This window comes from Aerococcus sanguinicola (genome assembly GCF_001543145.1).
In the GTDB taxonomy this organism is placed as follows: domain Bacteria; phylum Bacillota; class Bacilli; order Lactobacillales; family Aerococcaceae; genus Aerococcus; species Aerococcus sanguinicola.
The window spans coordinates 1,521,778-1,544,491 of sequence record NZ_CP014160.1 but is presented as its reverse complement, the minus strand read 5'-3'; the positions used below and the strand labels follow the sequence as shown (position 1 = coordinate 1,544,491).

21 protein-coding genes are annotated in these 22,714 nt (G+C 49.4%); 1 reads left to right on the top strand and 20 read right to left on the bottom strand.

What is annotated here, in order from left to right:
• The 16 genes from amaP to AWM72_RS06825 form a co-directional block, all read right to left on the bottom strand.
• Entirely contained in the window at positions 1 to 570 is a 570-nt protein-coding gene (gene amaP, locus AWM72_RS06900; protein WP_067975298.1) for an alkaline shock response membrane anchor protein AmaP, read from the bottom strand.
• 606 nt (positions 571 to 1,176) lie between these two features.
• The gene (gene dnaI, locus AWM72_RS06895) at positions 1,177 to 2,103 is read right to left on the bottom strand and encodes a primosomal protein DnaI (RefSeq protein WP_067975294.1); all 927 of its coding nucleotides are present in this window, start codon (positions 2,101 to 2,103) and stop codon (positions 1,177 to 1,179) included.
• Position 2,104: 1 nt separating this feature from the next.
• Positions 2,105 to 3,547 (bottom strand): DnaD domain protein, encoded by a 1,443-nt coding sequence (locus tag AWM72_RS06890; protein ID WP_233419254.1) that lies wholly within the window; start codon positions 3,545 to 3,547, stop codon positions 2,105 to 2,107.
• Between the two features lie 23 nt (positions 3,548 to 3,570).
• The gene (nrdR, locus tag AWM72_RS06885) at positions 3,571 to 4,077 is read right to left on the bottom strand and encodes a transcriptional regulator NrdR (protein WP_067975287.1); all 507 of its coding nucleotides are present in this window, start codon (positions 4,075 to 4,077) and stop codon (positions 3,571 to 3,573) included.
• Positions 4,078 to 4,139: 62 nt separating this feature from the next.
• Positions 4,140 to 4,757 (bottom strand): dephospho-CoA kinase, encoded by a 618-nt coding sequence (gene coaE / locus AWM72_RS06880; protein ID WP_067975285.1) that lies wholly within the window; start codon positions 4,755 to 4,757, stop codon positions 4,140 to 4,142.
• A 1-nt stretch (position 4,758) separates the two neighbouring features.
• Positions 4,759 to 5,592, bottom strand: a complete 834-nt coding sequence (gene mutM / locus AWM72_RS06875) for a bifunctional DNA-formamidopyrimidine glycosylase/DNA-(apurinic or apyrimidinic site) lyase (RefSeq protein WP_067975283.1) — start codon at positions 5,590 to 5,592, stop codon at positions 4,759 to 4,761.
• Between the two features lie 547 nt (positions 5,593 to 6,139).
• The gene (polA, locus tag AWM72_RS06870; protein WP_067975280.1) at positions 6,140 to 8,809 is read right to left on the bottom strand and encodes a DNA polymerase I; all 2,670 of its coding nucleotides are present in this window, start codon (positions 8,807 to 8,809) and stop codon (positions 6,140 to 6,142) included.
• On the bottom strand, positions 8,802 to 9,332 hold the full coding sequence (locus AWM72_RS06865; RefSeq protein WP_067975277.1) for a hotdog family protein: 531 nt from the start codon (positions 9,330 to 9,332) through the stop codon (positions 8,802 to 8,804). The genes polA and AWM72_RS06865 overlap by 8 nt, the downstream gene beginning before the upstream one ends.
• 646 nt (positions 9,333 to 9,978) lie before the next feature.
• A complete protein-coding gene (locus AWM72_RS06860; protein WP_067975274.1) occupies positions 9,979 to 10,476 on the bottom strand; it encodes an Asp23/Gls24 family envelope stress response protein in 498 nt (165 codons plus the stop codon).
• 267 nt (positions 10,477 to 10,743) lie between these two features.
• The gene (gene folK, locus AWM72_RS06855) at positions 10,744 to 11,247 is read right to left on the bottom strand and encodes a 2-amino-4-hydroxy-6-hydroxymethyldihydropteridine diphosphokinase (RefSeq protein ID WP_067975271.1); all 504 of its coding nucleotides are present in this window, start codon (positions 11,245 to 11,247) and stop codon (positions 10,744 to 10,746) included.
• Positions 11,248 to 11,261: 14 nt separating this feature from the next.
• A complete protein-coding gene (gene folB, locus AWM72_RS06850; RefSeq protein ID WP_067975268.1) occupies positions 11,262 to 11,630 on the bottom strand; it encodes a dihydroneopterin aldolase in 369 nt (122 codons plus the stop codon).
• A gap of 11 nt (positions 11,631 to 11,641) precedes the next feature.
• Positions 11,642 to 12,199 carry a GTP cyclohydrolase I FolE gene (gene folE / locus AWM72_RS06845; RefSeq protein WP_067975265.1) on the bottom strand — a complete coding sequence of 186 codons (558 nt, stop codon included), beginning with the start codon at positions 12,197 to 12,199 and terminating at the stop codon, positions 11,642 to 11,644.
• Positions 12,200 to 13,495 (bottom strand): bifunctional folylpolyglutamate synthase/dihydrofolate synthase, encoded by a 1,296-nt coding sequence (locus AWM72_RS06840; protein WP_067975262.1) that lies wholly within the window; start codon positions 13,493 to 13,495, stop codon positions 12,200 to 12,202.
• A gap of 9 nt (positions 13,496 to 13,504) precedes the next feature.
• Positions 13,505 to 15,310, bottom strand: a complete 1,806-nt coding sequence (locus AWM72_RS06835) for a M3 family oligoendopeptidase (protein WP_067975260.1) — start codon at positions 15,308 to 15,310, stop codon at positions 13,505 to 13,507.
• A gap of 793 nt (positions 15,311 to 16,103) precedes the next feature.
• Positions 16,104 to 16,658 carry an ECF transporter S component gene (locus AWM72_RS06830; protein WP_067975257.1) on the bottom strand — a complete coding sequence of 185 codons (555 nt, stop codon included), beginning with the start codon at positions 16,656 to 16,658 and terminating at the stop codon, positions 16,104 to 16,106.
• Positions 16,659 to 16,679: 21 nt separating this feature from the next.
• The gene (locus AWM72_RS06825; protein ID WP_067975254.1) at positions 16,680 to 17,681 is read right to left on the bottom strand and encodes a nucleoid-associated protein; all 1,002 of its coding nucleotides are present in this window, start codon (positions 17,679 to 17,681) and stop codon (positions 16,680 to 16,682) included.
• A 142-nt stretch (positions 17,682 to 17,823) separates the two neighbouring features.
• Here AWM72_RS06825 and AWM72_RS06820 point away from each other — a divergent pair, with 142 nt between their 5' ends.
• Positions 17,824 to 18,363, top strand: coding sequence for a DUF924 family protein (locus tag AWM72_RS06820; protein ID WP_067975251.1), 540 nt, complete (start codon positions 17,824 to 17,826; stop codon positions 18,361 to 18,363).
• Positions 18,364 to 18,707: 344 nt separating this feature from the next.
• Here AWM72_RS06820 and AWM72_RS06815 read toward each other — a convergent pair whose 3' ends face one another.
• The 4 genes from AWM72_RS06815 to ytpR are packed head-to-tail and all read right to left on the bottom strand — an operon-like array spanning position 18,708 to position 22,422.
• The gene (locus tag AWM72_RS06815; RefSeq protein ID WP_067975248.1) at positions 18,708 to 19,604 is read right to left on the bottom strand and encodes a UTP--glucose-1-phosphate uridylyltransferase; all 897 of its coding nucleotides are present in this window, start codon (positions 19,602 to 19,604) and stop codon (positions 18,708 to 18,710) included.
• 38 nt (positions 19,605 to 19,642) lie between these two features.
• On the bottom strand, positions 19,643 to 20,962 hold the full coding sequence (murC, locus tag AWM72_RS06810) for a UDP-N-acetylmuramate--L-alanine ligase (RefSeq protein WP_067975245.1): 1,320 nt from the start codon (positions 20,960 to 20,962) through the stop codon (positions 19,643 to 19,645).
• Positions 20,955 to 21,755: a hypothetical protein gene (locus AWM72_RS06805; protein WP_067975242.1), complete on the bottom strand. Its 801-nt coding sequence runs from the start codon at positions 21,753 to 21,755 to the stop codon at positions 20,955 to 20,957. The genes murC and AWM72_RS06805 overlap by 8 nt, the downstream gene beginning before the upstream one ends.
• Before the next feature lie 31 nt (positions 21,756 to 21,786).
• Positions 21,787 to 22,422, bottom strand: coding sequence for a YtpR family tRNA-binding protein (gene ytpR, locus AWM72_RS06800; protein ID WP_067975239.1), 636 nt, complete (start codon positions 22,420 to 22,422; stop codon positions 21,787 to 21,789).
• Between the last annotated feature and the right edge of the window lie 292 nt (positions 22,423 to 22,714).

The window sequence follows — 22,714 nt, the reverse complement described above, 5'->3', positions numbered from 1 at the left end:
CTATCTCACGCGTGGTGCATTCTGAGCTGCTTGAGCTTGAGCCGCGCGGGTATCAATTTGGTTAACTTTAACATTGACGGACCCTGGCTTGCCACCGAGTTTACGGCTAACTGCTGCTTCCACCTGTTCTTGGACAGCTTTAGCAATGGTCGCAACGGGTGCGTCTTGGCTAACATCTACGGTAACTTCCAGCTTGGTGTCCCCTGGATGATTGCCCATCTTAGCTTCAGCTTGTGGGTGCTTGACCGCATCAACTGAGCGCGCAGCATGTGTCGCAGCTGCTTCTGCTACTGTGTGGTCAACCCTAACCTCACCATGCTCAGTGTCCACTTGCAACCAGGCCTTCTTCGAGGTGGCAAAGCAAGCATAGAGCAGGAAGATGAGCGCAATTGCAGCTACTATAGCCAAGACAATAGCAACCGTGGTGCTGACTTCCGGAATGCCTAAGACATAATAGGCAACAAATTCCGTCAAGTAAGGAATCGGATACAGCACAGCAATAGCTGCAAGCAAGGCTAAGATTGCAATTAAAGCACCTAGAACTTGGATGAATTTAACAAATCCGTTCATAGGAAGGCTCCCCCCTATTCATATTCAATTTAAAAAATAACAAGTATCTCTTATACCTTTAGATTAGCCTTTATTTCCCTCGAATGCAAATTATATGACTTTTAATCCAGAAAAAATCCTAGCTGTCCCTCAAATAAAACTCTCTAAAACAAATTGCATTTGTGAGCATCCGTTACGCTTCCGAAGTTGATCGTTAAATGTTCAGATGATCAACACGGCTGAAGCCGTCTTGTACTTTATCCGTAAGTCGCTAAAGCTCCAACGGCTAAAGCATAGCACCGGCTCGAGCAGCTTCAGCTCTTGGAGCGAAGCGACTTAGAGATGAAGTTCAAGGCTGCGTCAGCAGCGTTGCTACCTTCTTCTCACCTAACAATTTTCAAAGGGCTCGTACGACTAAAGTCTACGAGCCCTAATTCAAATTGCTTACTTTTCATGGCTAACGATCACCTTCAACGCTTCACTCCTGCTCATAATCAAGCGCTCTGCCGACATTAAATTTGTCATCAGCTATGTAAAGTGAAAAAATAATTTAAAAGTCTCTCAACTAGACCCTTGATGTAGCCTAGTTGAGAGACTTTTTGTCAGCTAAAACATACAATAATGTTCTTAATCATGGCGGCGGTTGCGTCCACCAACTTCGATTTCTTCGGCCAGAAAGGCAATTCGTTCCATAATCCGGCCCGCCTTGACGGGTTCGATATCACCAGAATTAGTTCGCGCTAGGTGGGTCTCCAATTCTTCAAAGTTAAAGTTAGAAGAAAAGAAGGTGGGCAGCTGTTCGTTCATCCGGTACTGGAGGATAACTCCAAGGATGTCGTCCCTAAGCCAGGCGGAATTGCTCTCAGCTCCGATGTCATCCAGCATGAGGAGGGGCGCCTTCTGCAGGGCTTCCAGCTTGTCCTGAACAGTATTGCTAGCGATGCTCTGCTTGATCGACTGGGCAAACTGGGGGTAGTGGACTAGCGTCGTTTCATACCCCTTGTCTGCCAAGTCATTGGCAATGGCCGCAAGGAGGAAGGTCTTCCCCACCCCGAAGGCCCCGTGGAAATAGAGGCCCTTGTGAAAACGGTCGGGGGCCTTGAGATAGTCCGTAGTAAAGGTCAGCGCCCGGCTAGCCGCTTCCTGGCGGGCAGGGTCGTCGACGTCGAATTGGTCGAAATTCGCTTCACGCAGAGACTTGGGCAGGTCCACCAGGGTAATCCGGCGGTCGCGCTTGAGTTCCGCTTGCTTGGCCAAATAGTCCTCATTAGCCACATATTGGACATCAATATAGTTCACATTCATCTGCAATTGGGGGTGGAAATTAGGGATCTTGGGCTCATAGCCCGCTTGGATTCGCTTCTTTTCTTGGACGAATTCATAGATCTTGGACAGACTGCGCTGGATCATAGGCTCATCCACCTGGTCCTGGTGCTGGTCGATAAAGGCTTGGACATCGGGATCGCTGAGGGCCTCTGCTTGAATTTCCTTAAGTCTTTCTTTGTAATCCTTTTGCTCTAGGATTTTTTTGATTTCTGGTCCGATATTTTGCATCTTAACGATCCTCCTTGTGCCTTTGGGCGATTAGGTCGCGCAGGTTTTGAGACTGGTCCGTCGTTTGTTGGTTCGTTTGGTCAGCTGGCTTGGGCGCTTCTCCACCAGTTTTGAACCACTTGGGCTTGACCTCCTCGCGGCCTGAGCGTTTTTGATAATTTTTCTTTTGGTAGCGGGCTTGGCGTTGCTGCTGCATCCGCTTAATCTTGGCTTGTTTTTGATGGTCGAGGCGGCCGCGCAGGTAGAGCAAGGCGGCTTCGGGTGAATCCACCTTATGCTGGGTCCAATCATCTGCCGTGGCTTCTAACAAGGGGCGGCTCAAGCGGTCCTTGCCATCTTCCACTAGGTAATAGTGAATCATAACATTAAGAGTAGACGGATTGAGAATGCCCATCTGGAGGATGTCTCCAATAGCCTGGGTCTCATTCTTGGTCAAAAACCCCCCCTGCTGGTCCTTGATCGACTTGGCAAAAGGCACTGAGGGATAATTGCGCAGGGTTGCTGTAAATTCCAGGTCCTCATCACTCAAGCCCTGTTCTTTCCAGAGCTTCTGGGCCTCTTCCTGGGCCTGGGCTTGAACTTCCTGCAATTCTTGGCTGCGTTCCTTGAGTGGGGCCTTGTTATCGGCCTCAGCCTGAGCCAGGGCAATGGCCTGGTACTTGTCCAGGTCAATCTTATTTTCCTTGATATCACAAGCTTCTAGGGCCATGCGCTGGAGGCTGACCTCATCGTAGCCAAAAATCTCATGGAGGGTCTGGGTCATATCGATCACTTCTTTAGTGAGCGCCTTCTCCCCCACAAAGCTGCCCTGGAGGAGTTCCTTGAAGGCCTGGAGATCGAACTTAGAGTTTTGGCCCAGGTCAAAATGCTTGTCCCCTTCATTGGTACGGACCAAGTGTTCCCTTGTCTCCTGACTGACCGGGTAGATAGCCTGGGGCAAGCGGTAGACATCACGGAAGGAAGCGGTCACTTCCCGCCAGTCCGCCTGCTCCAAAGCCTGGTAAGGCTGCCAGGAGAAGCGGTCAACCAAGCGGTGAAAGCGGTCCTCGCCCACATAATAAATGAGTAGGGATGACATCAGTGAATCTGTAAAGAATTTATCCGCCGGCAAGGGCGCCAACAAATCATAGCGGGTCTGGACCTGCTTGTCGGGATTCTGGTTGTGGAAGACTTGGACCAAGCCCAGGGCCTCCAGCCGCTGCCTCGCCCGGATATACTCTTCCTTGCCCATCACCAATTGCTCCATCAAGTCCGAGTGACGGAGAATCGAGGAGTGCCAGGCCCCTATTTCAATCTGGGCCCGCAAGCTCTGATAGAGGGCTGCGCTCTCCGCCCCCAGCATGGGCTGGTAGAGGTGAAGAAAAACAGCCATATCATTTTCCGAAAGCCATTCTTTCTGGTAGATGATAAGGCCGCTCTGTGGTTCTAAATTTTCCCATGGCATAAAGGCCAAATTAACACTCCCTTCTAGTCCGTGTCTCCATCCAAATCGAGGTTCTGCTGGCCCTCAACCTGTTTACGTTGCAATTGGCGGAGGGATTCAATCTCTTCTAAGAAGACAGTTGGATCTTCGAAACGGCGGTAGACACTCGCATAACGGATATAGGCCACTTCATCAATAGCAGGCAGGCGGTCCATGACCATCTCCCCAATATCTTGGGAGGAGACTTCATCATGGGGCCGGGCCCGCAACTCAGACTCAATCTCTGACACTAAGCGCTTCAAGTCCTCCAAGGCAACGGGTCGCTTCTCACAAGACCGGACCATGCCGCGCAGTAATTTCTCACGTGAGAATTCCTGGCGGTTACCGTCGCGCTTAATCACTAGTAGTGGCGGCTGTTCCACCCGCTCAAAGGTGGTAAAGCGGTAGTCGCAGGCCAAACAAGCCCGGCGACGGCGGATAGCACTCCCTTCCTCGGTGGGACGGCTATCCACCACTTTGGTATTATCATGATGGCATTTTGGGCATTGCATAAGATTCTCACCTATTTCTTTACAAGAAGGACGTTTTCATGCCTATTATAGCATAAGCCCAGCTATTCAGCGACAGGATTTGGCCTAAAACCGCTGATTCCTAGCCAAGCATCCAGCTGTTGGTAGGTATAGGACAGGTCTCTGCCATTATCGATCAAAATATCCGCCCACTCCGCCTTGCGTTCGATAGAGATCTGGGAACAAATCCGCTGGAAGGCCTCCCCTTCACTGAGCTGGTCGCGGGCCATCAAGCGTTCCAGTTGAACCGACTCGGAACAGTAGACCACCATCACCTGGTCACAGTCTTCCTGGTAGCCCTCTTCATAGAGCAAGGGAATGTCAAGAACGACTAACTCGTGCCCTGCAGCATCATAGGCTTGGGCCTCCTGGATGATCCACTGGCGGATATGGGGTTGGAGCAGCTGGTTCAGCTCTTGGCGGGCCCGGTCATCCGCAAAAATGAGCTGGCCTATTTTTTTCCGGTTAATGGTCTGGTTGGGAAAGATATAGTCCTCCCCAAAATGTTCCCGGATAGCTTCCAATCCTGGTTGGCCGGGTTCCACCACGGCCCGGCTGCCCAAGTCGGCATCGACAATGGGATAGCCTAGGGACTGGAAGTGCTTGCTGACCGAGCTCTTGCCCGTCGCAATAGATCCGGTTAATCCTAAATGAAATGTCATCTTATCTCCTTTCCTTCTTTAAGACTTGGCAGCGCGGACAAAAAGTGGTCCCTCTCTGCCCGACCTTGATCTTCTTCATCGGGGTCTGACAGCGGGGACAAGGCAGCCCTGCCCGTCCATAAGCATTGAGGGTCTGCTGGAAGCCCCCACTGTGACCTAGGGCATCGGTGTAGGACCGAATCGTTGTCCCACCCTTGGCCATGGCCTCTTCAATCACTTTCCCAGCATAATGGACTAAGCGGTTGGACTTAATCCTAGACACCGTATTGGCCGGCTGCTCAGGATGGAGGCGGGCCCGGTAGAGAATTTCGTCAGCATAGATATTGCCGATACCAGCCACCACATGTTGGTCCAAGAGTACCAATTTAATAGCCAACTTGCGCCGCTGTAGCTGCTGGTAAAAAGTATCGGCATCCAAATCCCAAGGTTCCGGTCCCAAGTTAAGCCGGGCTAATTCCTCATCCAATTGCGCCTTGGGAAACAGCCGGATACGACCAAACTTGCGCACATCATGGTAGCGCAAGTCGCGGCCATCATCGAGCTGGAGAACGAGGTGAGTGTGCTTATCCACGGCCTGGTCGCTAGGCAGGACCAGCCACTTGCCTTCCATCCGCAAGTGGCTAATCCAGGCCCATTCCCCCCAGTCAAAGATTAAATACTTGCCCCGGCGGCCTAAGCCTTCGAGGCGGAGGCCCAGCATAATCGTTTCAAATTCTTCAGGGCTGGGCTGGTCAATGATCTTGGGCCAGCTTAAGCTAAGCCCGGTCACCCTGGCTCCTAGCACTAAGTCTTCCAACCCCTGGCGGACACGGTCCACTTCAGGTAATTCTGGCATCTTTCATCCTCCCTTCATACGAAAACGAAAAGCCTGGCCGCAACGCTATTTGCGGCCAAGCATAAAGTAAGGGTGTGAGGGCTAGCGATAGAAATAGACCTCTGGAGCAAATAGCCAGAGAAGACCGAAAGTCTTCGGCGGCTATTTGTGAAGAGGAGATATTTCTGCTAGCCCGAACCCGACTATAGGTTGTGAGCAAGAGCGTTTAGCTTTGGATGCTTGGAGTAAGTTGGAATAAGGGCAAGCATCGCTTGCACGTTTCCAACTTGCGAAAGCACTCCAAAGCTGCTCTTGCGAACCCAACTAGATAGAATTAGGGATAATAGGCGTTAGCGCTTATTACCCCTCTAAAATACAAGGATCAAATTCAAAGCTTCACTCCTGCTCACAAATAACAAAGCAGATATTTTTTATACTCGCTGCTAGTTATTAAAAAGTTTTGAAATTATATTTCCTGTTTTATAGGAAATTGTTATCAAATAATTAGCATTAAGCACACCAAATGCTTCTATATGCCCTTACGATTACCCATTAAACAACAAACACCTTATTTGGCATCGTACCAAGTATCACCGTAGTTACTATCTACAATCAGAGGCACGTCCAGTTCAACGGCGGATTCCATCACTTGAGGGACCAATTCTTCCAAGCGGGCGATTTCTTCTTCGGGTGCTTCGAAGATCAGCTCATCGTGGACTTGGATGAGCAGTTTGGCTTGGAGGCCCTCCTCTTCTAAGGCAGTCTCCATCTTCAACATGGCCAGCTTGATAATATCAGCGGCTGTCCCCTGGATAGGCGTATTCATGGCCGTCCGTTCGGCGAAGGACCGCACGTTAAAGTTGCGTGCCCTAATGTCAGGCAGGTAGCGGCGGCGGTGAAAGAGGGTTTCCACATAACCCTTCTCGCGGGCAGATTCCACAATCTCATCCATGTAGACCTTAACCTTGGGGAAGTTATCGAAGTAAGAATCAATAAAGGCCTTGGCTTGGGGCCGGGAAATATTGAGGTTCTTACTGAGTCCATAGTCGGAAATCCCATAGACAATCCCAAAGTTCACTGCCTTGGCGTCCCGACGCTGGTTAGGCGTTACATCTGCCTCGTCAATACCGAGAACGCGGCTAGCCGTGGTTCGGTGGATATCCCGATTCTCCTTGAAGGCCTTCTGCAGGTGCTCGTCTCCTGAAATATGGGCGAGGACCCGGAGTTCAATCTGCGAATAGTCCGATGAAAAGATCTTCCAACCGGGTTCAGATGGCACAAAGGCTTGGCGGATCTTCCGACCGTTCTCTGTCCGAATCGGAATATTTTGCAGGTTAGGGTCTGCCGAAGACAAGCGTCCCGTAGTGGTCAGGGTCTGGATAAAGCGGGTGTGGACTTTGTGGTCCTCCTGGATAAAGTTCTGGATGCCCTCGATATAAGTCGATTGCAACTTAGCCAGCTGGCGGTAGTCCAAGATCAAGTCGACAATCTCTGCCTTGCCCTGTAATTTCTCCAATTCCGATTGGGCCGTCGAATAGTGGCCGGATTTGGTCTTTTTACCAGCTGGCAAGCCCATTTCCTCGAAGAGGACATCGCTCAATTGTTGGGTGGAGTTGATATTAAACTCATGGCCAGCTTCTTGATAGATGGCGGCTTCTAGGTCATCCAGCTGGCCTTCGATGGCTTCATGCATGCTTTCCAGGGTGGACCGCTCAACACGGATCCCCCGAATCTCCATGTTAGCAAGAACGAGGGCCAGGGGCAATTCCATGTCGCGGTAGAGTTCTGTCATCTGGTCCGCTGCCAGGCGTTCTTTGGCTAGGGGCACCATCCGGCAGATCACATCAATCTTCCGAGCCAGGTGGTCGTGCATCTGGCTTTCATCTTCTGGGACGGCCTGCTTTTTGCCCTTGCCGTAGACCATTTCGTCATAGGCCAGGTCATCAATTCCGAATTCACGCGCCGCTTCCGCTAGGTCATTGGAATTATCCTTGGCGTGGACCAAGTAGGAAGCAATCAGGACATCTTCTGACACCCCTTTGAAGTCGATCCCTTCCCGGGCCAACATCACCTTGGTCCGCTTGGCATCGAAGACCTGCTTGGTGCGACTAGCATCTTCTGCCCATTCCCTAAAGGCTGACGAGTCCAGGGCCACTTCCTTGGGCAGGACATAGACCTGGTCGGAATTCCCCAGAGCGAAGGCAATAATCTCCCCTTGGTGGTAGTTCTTGGCAAACATTTCACCATAGAAGGCCATCTCTTCCGCTTGAAAAATCTCAGTCGTCACTTGGTCAGTTTCTATCAAAACTTGGTAAGGAATGTCCCGAGCTTCTGCTTGGACTTGGTCCGAAAGATCGGCGTCTTCCAAGAGGTCGGCCATAAAGCGGTTGAAATTCATTTCTTTGTAAAAGTCAACTAGGGCTTCTTGGTCAAGGTCCCGCTTCTTAATGTCATCGTAGCCAATTTCTAGCGGGGCATCGTCCAGGATCCGGGCAAGCTTTTTGGATAGGAAGGCAGCTTCTTTGTCCTTGATGAGGTTTTCTTTACGCTTTTTGCCGGAAACCTTATCAATATTGTCGTAAACGCCCTCCATAGACCCAAATTCGTGGAGGAGCTTGAGGGCCGTTTTCTCGCCGATACCGGTCACCCCAGGATAATTATCGGAAGAATCGCCCATGAGTCCCTTCATGTCCACAATCTGCTCAGGGGTGATCTGCCAGGCATCTTGGATAGAAGCAGGTGTATAGGCTTCTAGTTGGCTCACCCCGCGCTTGGTAATGTCCACGCGGATATTGTCGCGGGCCAGCTGGGTCAAGTCCCGGTCACCCGAAATAACCACCACATCGAAGGTCTCTGGATCAGCCTGCAAGGCCAGGGTCCCGATAATATCATCAGCTTCATAGTTAGCCAGTTCATAATGGGCCAGGCCGAAAGCATCTAATAAGACGTTAAAGAAAGGCATCTGCTCCCGGAATTCATCCGGTGCACTCTGCCGGCCGCCCTTGTAATCATCATACATCTCCGTCCGGAAGGTGGTCTTCCCCGCATCCCAAGCCACCAAGGCATGAGTCGGTTCTTCCTTATCTAAGACCGTCTTCAGCATGGCATGGAAGGCATAGAGGGCATTGGTATGCAAGCCATTCTTATTGACAAAAGAATCCAAATTTTGAATCGCATAGAAGGCCCGGAAAGCCAAAGAAGAGCCATCAAATAAAAGTAATTTATTATTTTTAGTCACTGTTTACATCGCCTCCATCGACACGCTTCAATTCACTCGAATCAATAATTTTGGGTTGGTCAGTCAGGGCTTCTTCGGGCGGAAGAACCATCAGCATGGCATCCAGGACCCGGTCCTCCCCGGTGGTTTCATTATTGCCGATGACATGGATGGTCACGTAACCCCGCCATTCCTCGATCCGGATCACTTCAAAATGATAGGTAATGGTCGAATCGTGGCGGATAGCCTTATTAATCGTGAAATTCATCTCTACCAACATGGACCCCGGCCCCGGGAAATGCATAGAAACCGTCCGCGTAATCGCCCCCATCAAGGCAATCGGAGGAATCACCGTCTCCAGATCAACCACCTGGTGGGCCTCCTCCGTCTTCAAATAGCGGGGATTAATATCATTCGTTACCCCCATGTAGAGGAGAATATCCCGCTCCCGAAAACGCTCCGTCATGGTAAACGTATCCCCCACATCAATCGCATGCAGAGGCTTGCCAAAAGACAAACCATCATCATTATTATAAGCCACCATAACACACCCTCACTTCCTAATTATCTCTACTCATTCTATCAAATCCACAAAAGAAACACAAAAAAAGGGAGGGTGAGAGCAAAGGCGTTCAGAAAGGAATGACTGGAGGCGAAAGGGATAAGAGCGGCTCTAGCCGGTCGTTCCCTTTCGCTGAAGTCACTTCCTTTCTGCCTTTGCGAACCCGACTAAGGAGGGTGTGAAAGCTAGCGGGAGAAATAGGCCTCTGGAGCCAAAAGCCAGAGAAGACTGAAAGTCTTCGGCGGCTTTTGGTGAAGAGGAGCCACTTCTGCACGACCGAACCCGACTAGGGAGGGTGAGAGCAAGATTCTTAGATCTGGAGCAAGTTTCAAACGGAGGCTCCGTTAACAAGTAGGATCAAGCCAACTCTCAAATGGAGTCCCCATTAGCAAGTAGGATCAGGTCAACTTTCAAACGAAGGCTCCATTAGCAAGTAGAACCGGGCCAACTTTCAAATGAGGGCTCCGTTAGAAAGTAGAACCGGGCCAACTTTCAAATGGAGTCCCCATTAGCAAGTAGAACCAGGCCAACTTTCAAATGGAAGCTTCAATAAAAAGTAGCCAAACAAAAAACTCCCTAGCTATCCACACGCCTGGATCTCTAGGGAATTTGTTCAATTGCATGCTAATTAGTCATCAGGAAATTGTTTGTAGTGAACCTTGCGATAGTCTTCTTCCGTCATGATATCGCGAACATTGACATTCACTTCCACAACTTCTAAACCCGTTGCTTCATGGATACGTTTGCTGACATTTTCAACAATTTCATCGAAGATCTTAGGAATTTCCTTACCATAAGCCACGACAATATCGAGGTCCACGGCAACTTCCACATTACCAACTTCAGCGTTCACGCCGTCTTGGTAGTGGTCCCCTTCTTCATGTCCCTTGTCTTCTTCTTGATCTTGACCTTCTTGCTTATCCCCTTGGTCGTCATCAGAGAAGCTTTCTTGAGTTTTTTCTTTAACTTGGTCAGCGAAGTTAGCGGCTTGGGACAAGGCCGTATTGAAGGCGTTCCCTTGAGTAGTTAGGACCCCATCGACTTCTAGAACGGCACGGCTCGCAATTGTTTCAATCGCTTGCGCATCAAAATTTAAATCATTTTCTTGCTTGATTTCTTCAGCCATTTTGAATCACTCTTTTCTCTCTTTAATTAACTTGCTAGATTTATGTTTACAATAGCATAAAATCATTGAAATACCAAAGTATAAGCCTTCAAGAAAATCTAGAAAGAGAGCCTTGTCAAAAGTCGCATATCTAAAACATAGCTAAGACTTTTTTCCAGACGATATTGATCCTTTCAAAATTTAACAATCAAATTCAAAAGCGGAAGGCATGCTCATTCGCCCAATTTTAGAAGAAAAGCCCAGGACATCTCGTCGCTGGGCATCACGCTATTCGTAAATCCGGACATCCGCCTTTTCAGCTTCAGGCAGGGCATCACGCAGGGCTTGGATGGTCTGACCCGTACCAGGTAAGACAAAGTCCGCTGCAATCTCTGCCATGGGGAAGAGGACAAAGGCGCGCTCTTGAATGCGAGGATGGGGCAATTCTAAAATTTCATGGTCAATAATTTGGTCTTCATAAGCAAGCAGGTCCACGTCAATAGTTCGTGGCCCGTTCTTAATCGTCCGCACCCGGTTGAGATCATCTTCAATCTGCTGGGCAATCCCTAATAAGGCGAAGGGATCGCAGGTGGTTTCGACTTCGAGAACCATATTCAAGAAGTCTGCTTGGTCGGCATAGCCCTTGGGTACCGTTTCATAGATGTGGGACTTTTGGACAACAGAGGTGGATTCATTCCGGTCCAAAGCCTTAATCGCCCGGTTCAAAAACTCCCGGCGCGGCTCAATGTTAGACCCCAGGGCAATATAGGCATGGTGGGTTTCAACTGGCATATCTGCTCTCCTTCCTAATGACGTTCACGGTAAATCTCAACAGCGACTGAATCGTAGTGGCCCGGAATCGGTGGATCGGGCTTGGTGACCTTGACCTGCAAGGCGTCCACTAAAGCTTGGCTAGCCAGGACCTCATCGGCAATGGCTTGGGCCAGACGTTCAATCAGCTTGAAGGGCTCCCCTTCGACAACACGCTTGACACTGTCATAGACCTCGCCATAGTGGGCACTATCAGTCATTTGGTCCGTCTGACCGGCCCGGCTCAGATCCAAGTAGAGAGCCAGGTCAACGATGAAACGCTGGCCAAGTTTGGTCTCTTCAGGAAAGAGACCGTGGTAGGCATAGAAATTTAAACCATTTAAATAAATGCAATCTTTTTTCACAAGCCCCACTCCTAAGCTCGAATCATCGATAGGACTTCTTTACGCAGTTCAGAGTTTTCCTTAAAGCAACCGAGAGCAGATTTGGTGACGGTAGAAGCCCCTTCTTTGTGGACGCCACGGATGGACATGCACATGTGCTCTGCTTCAAGTACAACGAAGACCCCTTCCACTTCGAGATTATCAGCAATCGTATGCGCCACTTCTGTCGTGATCTGTTCCTGTAATTGGAGACGGAGGCTGATATCCTCTAAGATTCGCGCCAGTTTGCTTAAGCCAACTACCTTGTCTGCTCCGGGTACATAGGCAATATGGCCAACCCCGTAGAAGGGCAAGAGGTGGTGCTCACACATAGAATGGAAGGGAATATCCTTGACTAAGACTAGTTCACTGTCTTCAGCCGTGAATTGCTTTTCCATGTGTTGGGCGGGGGTTCTTTGGTAACCATCCAAGAGTTCAGCATACATCTTAGCCACCCGTTTCGGCGTTTCCTGCAAACCTTCCCGGTCGGGGTCTTCCCCAATCCCGATTAATAAGTCACGAATTGCTTGTTCAATCTTTACTTTATCCATTTAAATATCATTTCCTAACTTCTTATTAATTAGATTTCTCATATAGCCTACATAATAGAAACTCCCAAAAATTACCAAGACGGCGTCCTCATCCAAGAGATCCATTGCTATTGTGAAGGCGTCTTCATAAGAAACAGCTGGGACTATTGTATCATATTGTTCAGGGTATATGGAAACGATTTTATTCCTGAGTTCTTGAGCACTTAAAGCGCGGGGCGTATTGGGACGGACAGTCACAATCTGATCCAGGATCGGAGCAATCTCAGCAACCGCATGGGTCACGTCCTTATCCGCCAGCATGCCCATAATGGCAACGATGCGTTGGTCGGGAAAATAGCGCTCGAGATTGAGCTTAAGCTGGCTGACCCCATCTAAATTATGCGAACCATCGACAACAATGGTGGGCTGGTCGTGCATAATTTCAAAACGGGCTTGCCATTTCACTTGGTCCAGGCCTCGGGCAAGGGCTTGGTCAGAAATGGGATAGCCCTGCTGGCGCAAGCTCTCGACAGCCTCCAGGACCACACTAGCATTCTGCAATTGGTGGGCTTCCAGGAGGTTAAGCTGCCAAGTCTGTCCCTTATAGCTAAAGACTTGCTTACGGGCTTGGTTGCTAGGCAGGTCTTGGATGTCGTCAGGATCAACTTCTAAATACGGCGCACCCATTTCTTTCGCCCTAGCTTGGATAACAGCTTGGGCTTCAGGATCCTGAGGGTAGGAAATCACGGGGCGGCCGGCTTTAATAATGCCTGCTTTTTCACCAGCGATTTCCCCTAAAGTATGACCTAAGATACCGACATGGTCGAAGGCAATCTTCATCAGCAAGGTCAGAAGAGGTGCTTTCACCAGGTTGGTCGCATCCAAGCGGCCCCCCAGCCCTACCTCCAGAACAATCAGATCGCAATCCTGGTCGGCAAAGATTAACCAAGCCATGGCAGTATAGACTTCAAACTCTGTCAGGTGGAGGTCCAAGCGCTCACAGGACCCCTTGATAGCCTGAGCTGCCCGAATAATCGCTTCATCGGAGATAGGCACCCGGTTGACCATGATCCGCTCATTGAAGGACATGATGGAGGGTGAGGTATAAAGCCCCACTTTATAGCCCGCTTCTTCTAGAATTGTTGCTAGCATCATAGCCGCTGATCCCTTGCCATTGGTTCCAGCAATGTGGATAGTGGGCAAGTGATCTTGGGGATTGCCCAAGTCTGCCATTAATTGAGCCATGGTATCCAAGCCGAGAACCATTTTCCCTTCTTCGGCTAGGGGTAAGAGCTCTTCTAATGTTTCATAATCCATAATTTTCTCCTATTGATTGTTTTCTAAATAAGCTTGCCCTTCGTGGACAAAGGCACGGACATCTTGGAGGGCTAGCGCGACGCCTTCCTGCCAGAAATCGATCTGGGTCAGGTCAACGCCTAAGTGTTTAGCCGCCAAATCTTCGACGGTCATCACCGCCGTATCCCGCAAGAGGGCCACATAACGTTCAGTGAAGTGGTCCGGATCTTTCATCAATTCGGCCAAAATCCCCTGGCTAAAGAGATAGCCAAAGCTATAAGGGAAGTTGTAAAAAGGCACATCTGAAATAAAGAAATGCAGCTTGCTGGCCCAGAAATGCGGGTGATAGCTATCCAGTGCGCCCGCAAAGGCTTCGCGCTGAGCCGATACCATGAGCTGGTTCAGACGCTCTTCCCCCACATAGCCGGCCTGACGTTCACTATAAAAATTCTTCTCAAAGAGATAGCGGGCTCGGATATCCATAAACATAGCTGTCGTGTTCTCCAGTTTGGCGTTGAGCAATTGGAGACGCTGGCCAGGGTCTTTGGCTTCCGCTAATTGGCTGCTCGCAATCAAGTTTTCTGCCAAGGTAGAAGCAGTCTCCGCCACATTCATGGCATAGCCCTGCTGCCAGGTCGATAAGTCCCGCATGACATAGGAATGGAAGGCGTGGCCCAACTCATGGGCTAGGGTACTCACATCTTGGGCAGACCCGGTGAAGGTCATAAAGATCCGCGATTCGCCATTGGCCAGGGGCTCCGTGCAGTAACCGCCTGGACGCTTACCTGGCCGGTCTTCCGCTTCCACCCAGCCTGCCTTGAGGGCTTGGTCCGCAAAGTCCGCCATTTCTTCACTAGTCTTCCGGAAGTGGTCTACAACAAATTGGCAGGCTTCTTCCCAAGTATAGCGCTGAACCTGGCTGTCACTGAGGGTCAAGGGTGCAGCGATGTCTTGCCAATTCAACTTATCCAGTTGCAATAATTTTTGTTTGGTCTTAAGGAATTGCAGGAGGTCCGGACGAGCCGCGTCTACCGCTTCCCACATGGCTCCTAAAGTATGGTAGGTCATCCGGTTCTGGCGCAGAGGCTCCTCGAGAAAGTCGTCCCCGTGGGCCTTCTGCTCAGTCATCCGGTAGCCTGCCAGGTGGTTTAGAATGCGGGCAAAAACCGGCCCCATTTCAGTAAAAGCGGCTTCCCAGGCCTTGAAGAAAGCTGCCCGTTTCTTGGGATCCGGATCATCCAGCATATGGTTCATGGCCTGGCCGACTGAATATGTGGTCTTGCTGCCTTCAGGTTGGATATGAAGGCAGGCGACCAGGCTATCATAGGTCTGGGACCAAGCTTCGATACCATCGCGGTCCAAGGCCAAAAGCAAACGTTCTGTCTTAGGGTCCAAGGCCTGACTAGCTTCCCGGCGGCGCTCTTCTAAATGGAAGCGGTAAGGCGCAAGCACTGGACTCGCCAAGAGGTCTTGCCATTCTTCTTCAGACCAGGCAAGGAGCTTTTGGTCAAAGTTTAAAGCAAGCCCGTCGAAGCTCTCCAGAAGTTGGCCCACCCGGTCGAGGGCTAAGACTGGCACCTCTGCTTGAATATCAGTATCCGCTGCCATTTGGGCAAAGCTATCCAGGGTCACTAGTTCCTCTTCCAGGCCTTCCAAGTCTTGGATGAGTTGGTAGAGGGCTTGGTCCGCTGCTTCGCCTTTCGCTTCAAAAGCTTTCACTTTCTTACTTAAAAGTTCTTTTTCAATTTTGGCAGCTTCAAGGCTTTCCTTAAAAGCTGACCCTTCCACCCCGCCTGGGTAGAGGTCGTCGAGCTGCCAAGTGTTTGGATAAGTCATTGAATCCTCCTTAATTGTTGTGTGAGCTTAAAATAATGGTAGGTGTTTCTTGAAAATTGATTTGATTAGGCTCGCTATTTGCCTGTTGGTCGAAAAAGTATGTTTTCTATTGGCATACAGGGGCATCGCGTCAGATTGATGCTTGCTATCTGCATTCGGACCTTCCGAGTGTAGATTGAACACTTGCTATCTGTACTCGAGCCCTCCGAATGCAAATTGAGCATCCGCTATCTGTACTCGAGCCTTCTGAGTGCAAATTGATTACTTGCTATCTGCATTCAGGGCCTCCGAGTGCAAATTGGACACTTGCTATCTGTATTCGGGCTCTCTGAGTGAAGATTGGCCGCCTGATATTTGCATTCGGGCCCTCCGAATGCAATTAGGTAATGCGTTAGGCAGTTAGAATTATATGCCAACCTTCACATCCTTTTTTAGTCGGGTTCGGTCGCGCAGAAGTGGCTCCTCTTCACAAAGCGCCGCCGAAGCCTTGCAGTCTTCTCTGTTGCTTTGCTCCAGAGGTCCACTTCTAACCGCGCTCCCTCTCACCCTTTCTTAGTCGGGTTCGCAAGAGCAGCTTTGGAGTGATTTCACAAGTCAGAAACGAGCGAATATTTTGCTCTTATTCTGACTTGCTCCAATCATCCAAGCCTAACCGCCAGCCCTCACACCCTTTTTTAGTCGGGTTCAGGTTAGCAGAAATAGCTCCTCTTCACAAAAATCCGCCGAAGACCTTCAGTCTTCTCTGGCTTTTTGCTCCAGAGGTCTATTTCTCCCGCTAACCTTCACACCCTTTTTACAATATTTTTTCGCGGATGAGGCGTTGGCAGATGGGGACTAGGATAAGCATGAAGGCGAGGTTGCCTAGGGCGTGGCCGGTGTCGTAAGGGAGGCCGGCTAGGTAGTAGGTCCAGAAGGGCATGCCTAGGCCGAAGAGGATGAGCATCATGTAGCTGACAATGAGGCCGTAACAGTAGCCTGCGACTAGGGACCAGGCGAGGACGGCTAGGGGGTATTTGAAGAGGCCTAGCTTCATTAAGAGGTAGCTGATCAAGACGACCGCCCCATAGGCTAGGATCTGCCCCAGGGTCCAAGGTCCCATACCGAGGATGAGGTTGCTGAGAAGCATGATGAGGGTGGCGACAATTAAGCCCCCTGACAGGCCAAAGAGTGGCACAGCTAGGATGACCATATCCGTCACAGGTTGGACATTAGGCAGGCCACTGACTAAGACCCGTCCCACCACGGCAACTGCTACCCAGAGGCTCAGATTGGTCAAACGACGGGTTAATGAGAGCTGCTGGAAGTTTGGATAGCGGACCAGGTCCAGGTCTAATTTGGGTATTTTCATTTTTGTTTTTCCTCTTCTACTTTAGAACATATTTTTGATACTTTCAATATTCTTCAATTCGATGCCAATGGTCCCATCCGGATTATTCTTAATTTCCACCACTTCAGGGTCATTGAAGAGCTCAAGAGGAATGGTCAATTCAATGCCGTTGTCGAATTTAAGTTTTTGACGCTGCATTTTGGCCGATAGCATGTCTGGACTGGCAGCTTGTTGGTGAATCATTCCCATTTCTTCAGTTTCCCGCAGATAGGTCTGTTTCTGGCTGACATTGTCGCCGTAGAGCTGGTCAGCCAGTTTGCGGTTATCGAACTCTTGGTCGTCATAAACCGCGTGGTAGAGAATATCTTTAGCCTCTGCCAGAGCTTGGTAGTCTGCTTCATTGTAATGCTTGGCCGTCTTTTCAACGCCTTTTCTTATAATTTTAATGTTTTCATTCATATTGAGATTGGCTTCGATTCCCAAGAAGACTTCGCTCAAATAAGGCATCCGCTCGCCCGTTTCTTCCATCAAATGATTTTTTTCAATCAGGAAGTACTCGCTTGTCGTCGGACAATAGAGAAAGCCCTCATCAATGGCTTGTTTGGCCTTGGGCAGGATGGACCGGTGGACAATTAAATCATTGCGCAGGACCTCCTCATCCGTTGCGACAAAGTGGGTGAAGGATTCATTGTGGTTCAACTTGAACATCCCGACGAAGGGAAAATCATTGAGCACAATCGATACCCATAGTAGGTCTGCCGGTGGGATGTCCGGATTTAGGCGCAGGATCTGGAAGAATTTAGAGGTCATGGGTCGGGTCGTTGCTTGGAAGTCCCTAGCCAGGCTCTGAAGGTTCTCATAGATGGGCGCCGTTTCAGGGATCACACCATTCTTCTGCTTGCCTGTCTGCATGACCTGGTTCACCTTGCAGTCGACATAGTGAATAATAGTCTCATCCCGAAAGTCTAAAGCCGCTTGGGAGAGGATGGGTTCACTGGTGTTGACATCGTAAATATGGAGGATAGCATCCCGAATTTGAATCATGGTCTTCCCTCTTTCTAGATAAATTACACCCCTTCATTTTAACGAATTTACAGCTAAAAAGCGAATCAAATTCGCCAGGCCCGAAACAGGACCCCTAAGCTATTTTATGCTATGATTAAAATAAAATTAAAGGAGGCCAACAATGTCAATCGAAGCAGTTTTAAATTTTTGGTTTGAAGAATTGGGTCCGGAGCAGTGGTTTAATGGTGGTGAAAGCGTAGACCAAGCCATTGCCGACCGCTTTAGCCAGCTCCACCAGGAAGTCAAAGACGGTGAACATGCGGATTGGCGGGAAAGCCTGCGCGGACGCTTGGCAGAAATTATTGTCCTGGACCAATTTTCCAGAAATCTCTATCGGGGGAGTGGCCAAGCTTATGCCCAAGACGATATGGCGCTCGCCCTGGCCCAAGAATGCATCCGGCTGGAAGACCTCTCTTCGCTCAGTCCAGAAGCTCGCAGTTTCATCTACATGCCCTTCATGCACTCCGAATCCCTCGTCATCCACGACCAAGCCATGGAACTCTTCTCCTCAGAAGAAGCCCTAGCCAACAATCTAAAGTATGAAAAAGCCCACTATGAAATCATTGAAAAATACGGCCGCTACCCTTACCGCAATGAGACACTAGGCCGGGAAAACACACCCGAAGAAGAAGAATATTTGAAACATAATAAGGGTTTCTAAAATATCAAGTAAAATAACCCCCTCCATTAGATTTCTATGCTGATGGAGGGGGGCCTATTCTGGGATTTTTGTGGGGCTACTTGCTAATAGAGCCCTCATTTGAAAGTTGCTCAGGCTCTACTTGCTAATGGAGTCCTCGTTTGCAACTTGAACCAAGTCTAAGAACGAAAATAACCTAGTAAGAAGTCAATCATCCTTACTAGGTTATTTATTATTTTATATTTTTAAGCGCCTCTGCTCTCACCCTCTTTAGTCGGGTTCGGTCGCGCAGAAGTGGCTTCTCTTCACAAAATTCCGCCGAAGTCTTTCAGACTTCTTCGATCTTTTGCTCCAGAGATCCACTTCTACCCGCGCTCCCTCTCACCCTTTAGTTTAGGGATTATTTCGTTTTTGAGGTAGTCTTTGAATTCGGGGCCGGTTTGTTTGTGGCGGAGGGCGTATTGGATGCTGGCTTTGACCATGCCTAGGGGTTCGCCGACTTCGTACCATTCACCGGTAAAAACAAGACCATTGACGCCCTGGTCTTGGGCGATTTGGCTGAGGGCATCACTGAGTTCGATTTCGCCTGATAAGGGATTGACTTCTTGGCCTTCTAGGGCGCGGAAGATGCTTTGGTCTAAGACATAGCGGCCACAGATGGCGTACTGGCTGGGGGCTTGGTCCTGAGGTTTTTCGACCACATTACGTGCGGGTAAGATGCCATCTTCAGCTTCTTGGTCAGGGTCTAGGATGCCATAAAGTTGGGTCAATTCTTCGTCAATTTCTTGGACTAAGACAGAACTCTTGCCGGTCTTGTTGTAGGCTGCCATCAAGGCTTGAGAAGCTGGTTCTTCGCTCACCAAAATATTATCGCTCAGCATCAAGAGGAAGGGTTCTTCCCCCACAAAGGATTCAGCTAGGGCAACCGCGTCGCCCAGGCCCTTAGGATAGTGCTGGCGTTTGAATTGGATATTCTCGAGTGTAGAATCTTGGACCATAGCTAGGAGTTCATCCTTGCCCTTGGCTTCCAAATTCTCTTCCAGTTCAATATTGGCATCGAAATGATCTTCCACCGAGCGTTTGTGACGACCGGTAATCACAAGAATTTCTTCAATGCCAGCTGCTAGGGCTTCTTCAACGACAAATTGGACGGCTGGCTTATCCATAACGGGAATAATTTCCTTGGCCATAGACTTAGTTGCGGGGAGAAAACGGGTCCCTAAACCAGCCACTGGAATAACAGCTTTTCTAATCTTTTTCACTTGCTTGGCTCCTTTCAGCACAGTTTACGGCTCAGTCTCTAACGTGATTTCAAGGCTTCAGCGTAAGCTCGACCATACTTAGGTACATCCCCTGCTCCCATGAAGAGGACAACAGCATCGTGGTAGCCCATGAGTGGTCCCATATCGTCTAAATTTAGAATTTGCACAGGCTTGGTCACTTTGGCAGCTAAGTCTTCACTGGAGACTTGGTGGGTATCCTGTTCGCGGGCTGAAGCGAAGATCTCACACAAGAAGACTTCATCAGCTTGGTCGAGGGCTTGAGCGAATTCATCCATCAAGGCCAGGGTCCGGCTATAGGTATGGGGCTGGAAGACGGCAATGATTTGCTTCTCTGGATAGCGCTGCTTGGCGGCGTCTAGCGTAGCTTTAATTTCTGAGGGATGGTGGGCATAGTCGTCCACCAGGGTCATATCAGCCACTTCCGTCACATTGAAGCGTCGTTTTACGCCCGCAAAGCTTGACAGGGCTTCTTGGACCTTATCAGCCGGAAATTCTTCCAAACAGCAGAAACCAATTACAGCCAGGCTATTGAGGATATTGTGCTCCCCGCAGCCCTTGATCCGAAACTGGCCGTAATGCTTACCTAGAACTTCTACATCAAACTGGCAGCCGGTCGTATCGCGGACCACATGATGGGCAACAATATCATAGTCCCCGTCAATGCCGTAGTAGAGCACATGGTCCTTGTCCGCTAGACGTTGGAGGTAAGGGTCATCCCCGTACATGATGGCCTTCTTTTGCACCTGGTTAGCGAACTGGCTATTAGCGTCAAAAACCTGTTCAATATTTTGGTAGTAGTCGGGGTGGTCAAAATCAATATTGGTAAAGATGGCATAGTCGGGTTCATAGGCGAGAAAATGTTCCCGATATTCATCCGCTTCTAGGACAAAGTATTCGGCCTGCTCGTCGCCATAACCTGTGCCGTCCCCAATTAGATAAGAGGTAGGAACATTGAGGGAGAGGACATGGGACATGAGCCCAGTGGTTGAGGTCTTGCCGTGCGAGCCGGTAATGGCCACACTGGTATAATTTTTGATAAAATGTCCTAAGAACTTATGGTAGCGGGTAACTTTTAAGCCGAGCGCTTCAGCCTTCTTCACCTCAGGATGGTCATCGGGGAAGGCATTGCCTAGGATAATTTCCATACCTTCATGAATATTATTCGGGTCGAAATCTAAGATACGAATATCTGCCGCTTCTAAACCTTGTTGGGTAAAGAAATAAGTCTCCACATCTGAGCCTTGTACCTTATAGCCTGCTCCGTGTAAAACGAGTGCCAGGGCACTCATCCCTGAACCCTTGATTCCTGTGAAGTGATAGATCGTTTCTTTATTCATGGTTATGCTTATCTCCTGTTCCTTGGTGTTTCGAATAATAAGGGGTCTGGTCGCTGTCTTCATCGCTCAGGCCAGCAAAGACACTCCCCTTGGCGTAGCGTGGTCGCTCTTGGGCCATAATCGCTTTAAAATCTCGGTTAAGGCCCCCCTGACGTGGCTTGGTCTGGGCCGGCTTATGTTCAGTCGACTTAGCCGGCTGACTAGCTGCCTTACGCGTGGCATTGGCTTTGCTTGGTTGCTGGCTGACCGTGTTTGACCGGGCCTTGGTCCTTTCTTGACGCCGCTTCTTGTCTCGTTCATGGTCCTTTTTTTCCGAGCTCTGGACCGCATGCGACTGGGCCTTCTGCTGGATCGAAGGGACTTCCGAGGGGCGGAAAGGCCGCCGGAATTGATAGTTCTCGTAAGCGCGCAAGTCTCGCCGAATCTTCTCATAGCGGGCTTCTCGGTCCTCATCCCGGTAGAGGGCATAGTCTTGCTGCCCCTCATGTTGGCGATTGGGCCGGCGATGATTCGAAGCTGGCCTTTGTAAATTATTGAGCGGTTGTTGGCGGGCCTGGTCGAAGCGGTGCTGGCGTTTAGCTTCCTGTTGATGGCTTTGAGGGGTCCACCAATTCTCATAATTCTGTGGCTGACGGTCGCGTTTCTGCTCATTGAGGTCAGACCGCCAGTTCATATAATTTGGAAAGTAGGGTTTCTTCACGTCATCGGCTAAGAGCTTGTCGTCCTTCTTTTGGTAGAAGGGCTGAAAATGCTCTTCACGCTCACGCTTCAACCGTTCATCATTCCATTTCAAGGCTCCCCCTCCTTAGCTTCTTAGGTCTCTTCTAATCGGTCGTTAAACTTGATAGGTCAAGTTCTGAAAATGGTGTTCCAATTGGCACATCGTCTTTAATTTCAATAATGCCTTGGAGCTTATGTTCAGGGTCAACGCCCAATTCATAAGCTGAACACAGCATGCCTGAACTCTGCACGCCGCGCAATTCGCTTGGCCAAATCACCAGGCCATCTGGCATCACGGCACCCGGCAAGGCCACAACGACCTTCATGTCTTGGTGGACATTGGCTGCCCCACAGACAATCTGATAAGTTTGGTCTTCGCCAACCTGAGTTTCCGTAATATGGAGATGGTCCGAATCCTCGTGGTCAACGCAGGACTTGACATAGCCCACCACAATCGCTGGGTCATTATTAGTACTGATTGTTTCAAAGCCCTTCTCATAGAGCAATTGATTAAGGGTATCGAGCTGCTCATCGCTCAAGTGAACTTGGCCTGAGCCCTCTAATTTAATATAGTCAGAGATGGAATGGAAGTTATAGCCCATGGTATTATCCGTCTCTTTGTTATAAATCCGTGTAATTCCTGCAATGGTTTCCGTTGCGATTTGGTCTTTTTGTAATTGGCCGCGTGTCACCATCAAGACATCGCCGACGCCCTTCGGATTGTAAAAACAGATCCACATGAATAATTTGCTCCTTTTCTTCATTTACTGGCAGCACTTGCTACCTTGCTTTGGCTTCATCCCTAGATGAAAAAATAGTCTAGTTAATTTCTAAACTAGACAAGCCTTCTCAATATAAAGCATCAGATCATTCCTTTCAAATTATATACTTTTTACCTAAAAAAGGCAACGCCCCTCCATCATAGGCTGGAATTATTCAAGAAATTCGCCAAATTCAGCTTTCCTTGCCTTTCCATCTGTTAGCGTTTTAATTTAAGCTTTTTCTTGCTATAATAGGACTAATAGAAGAGAG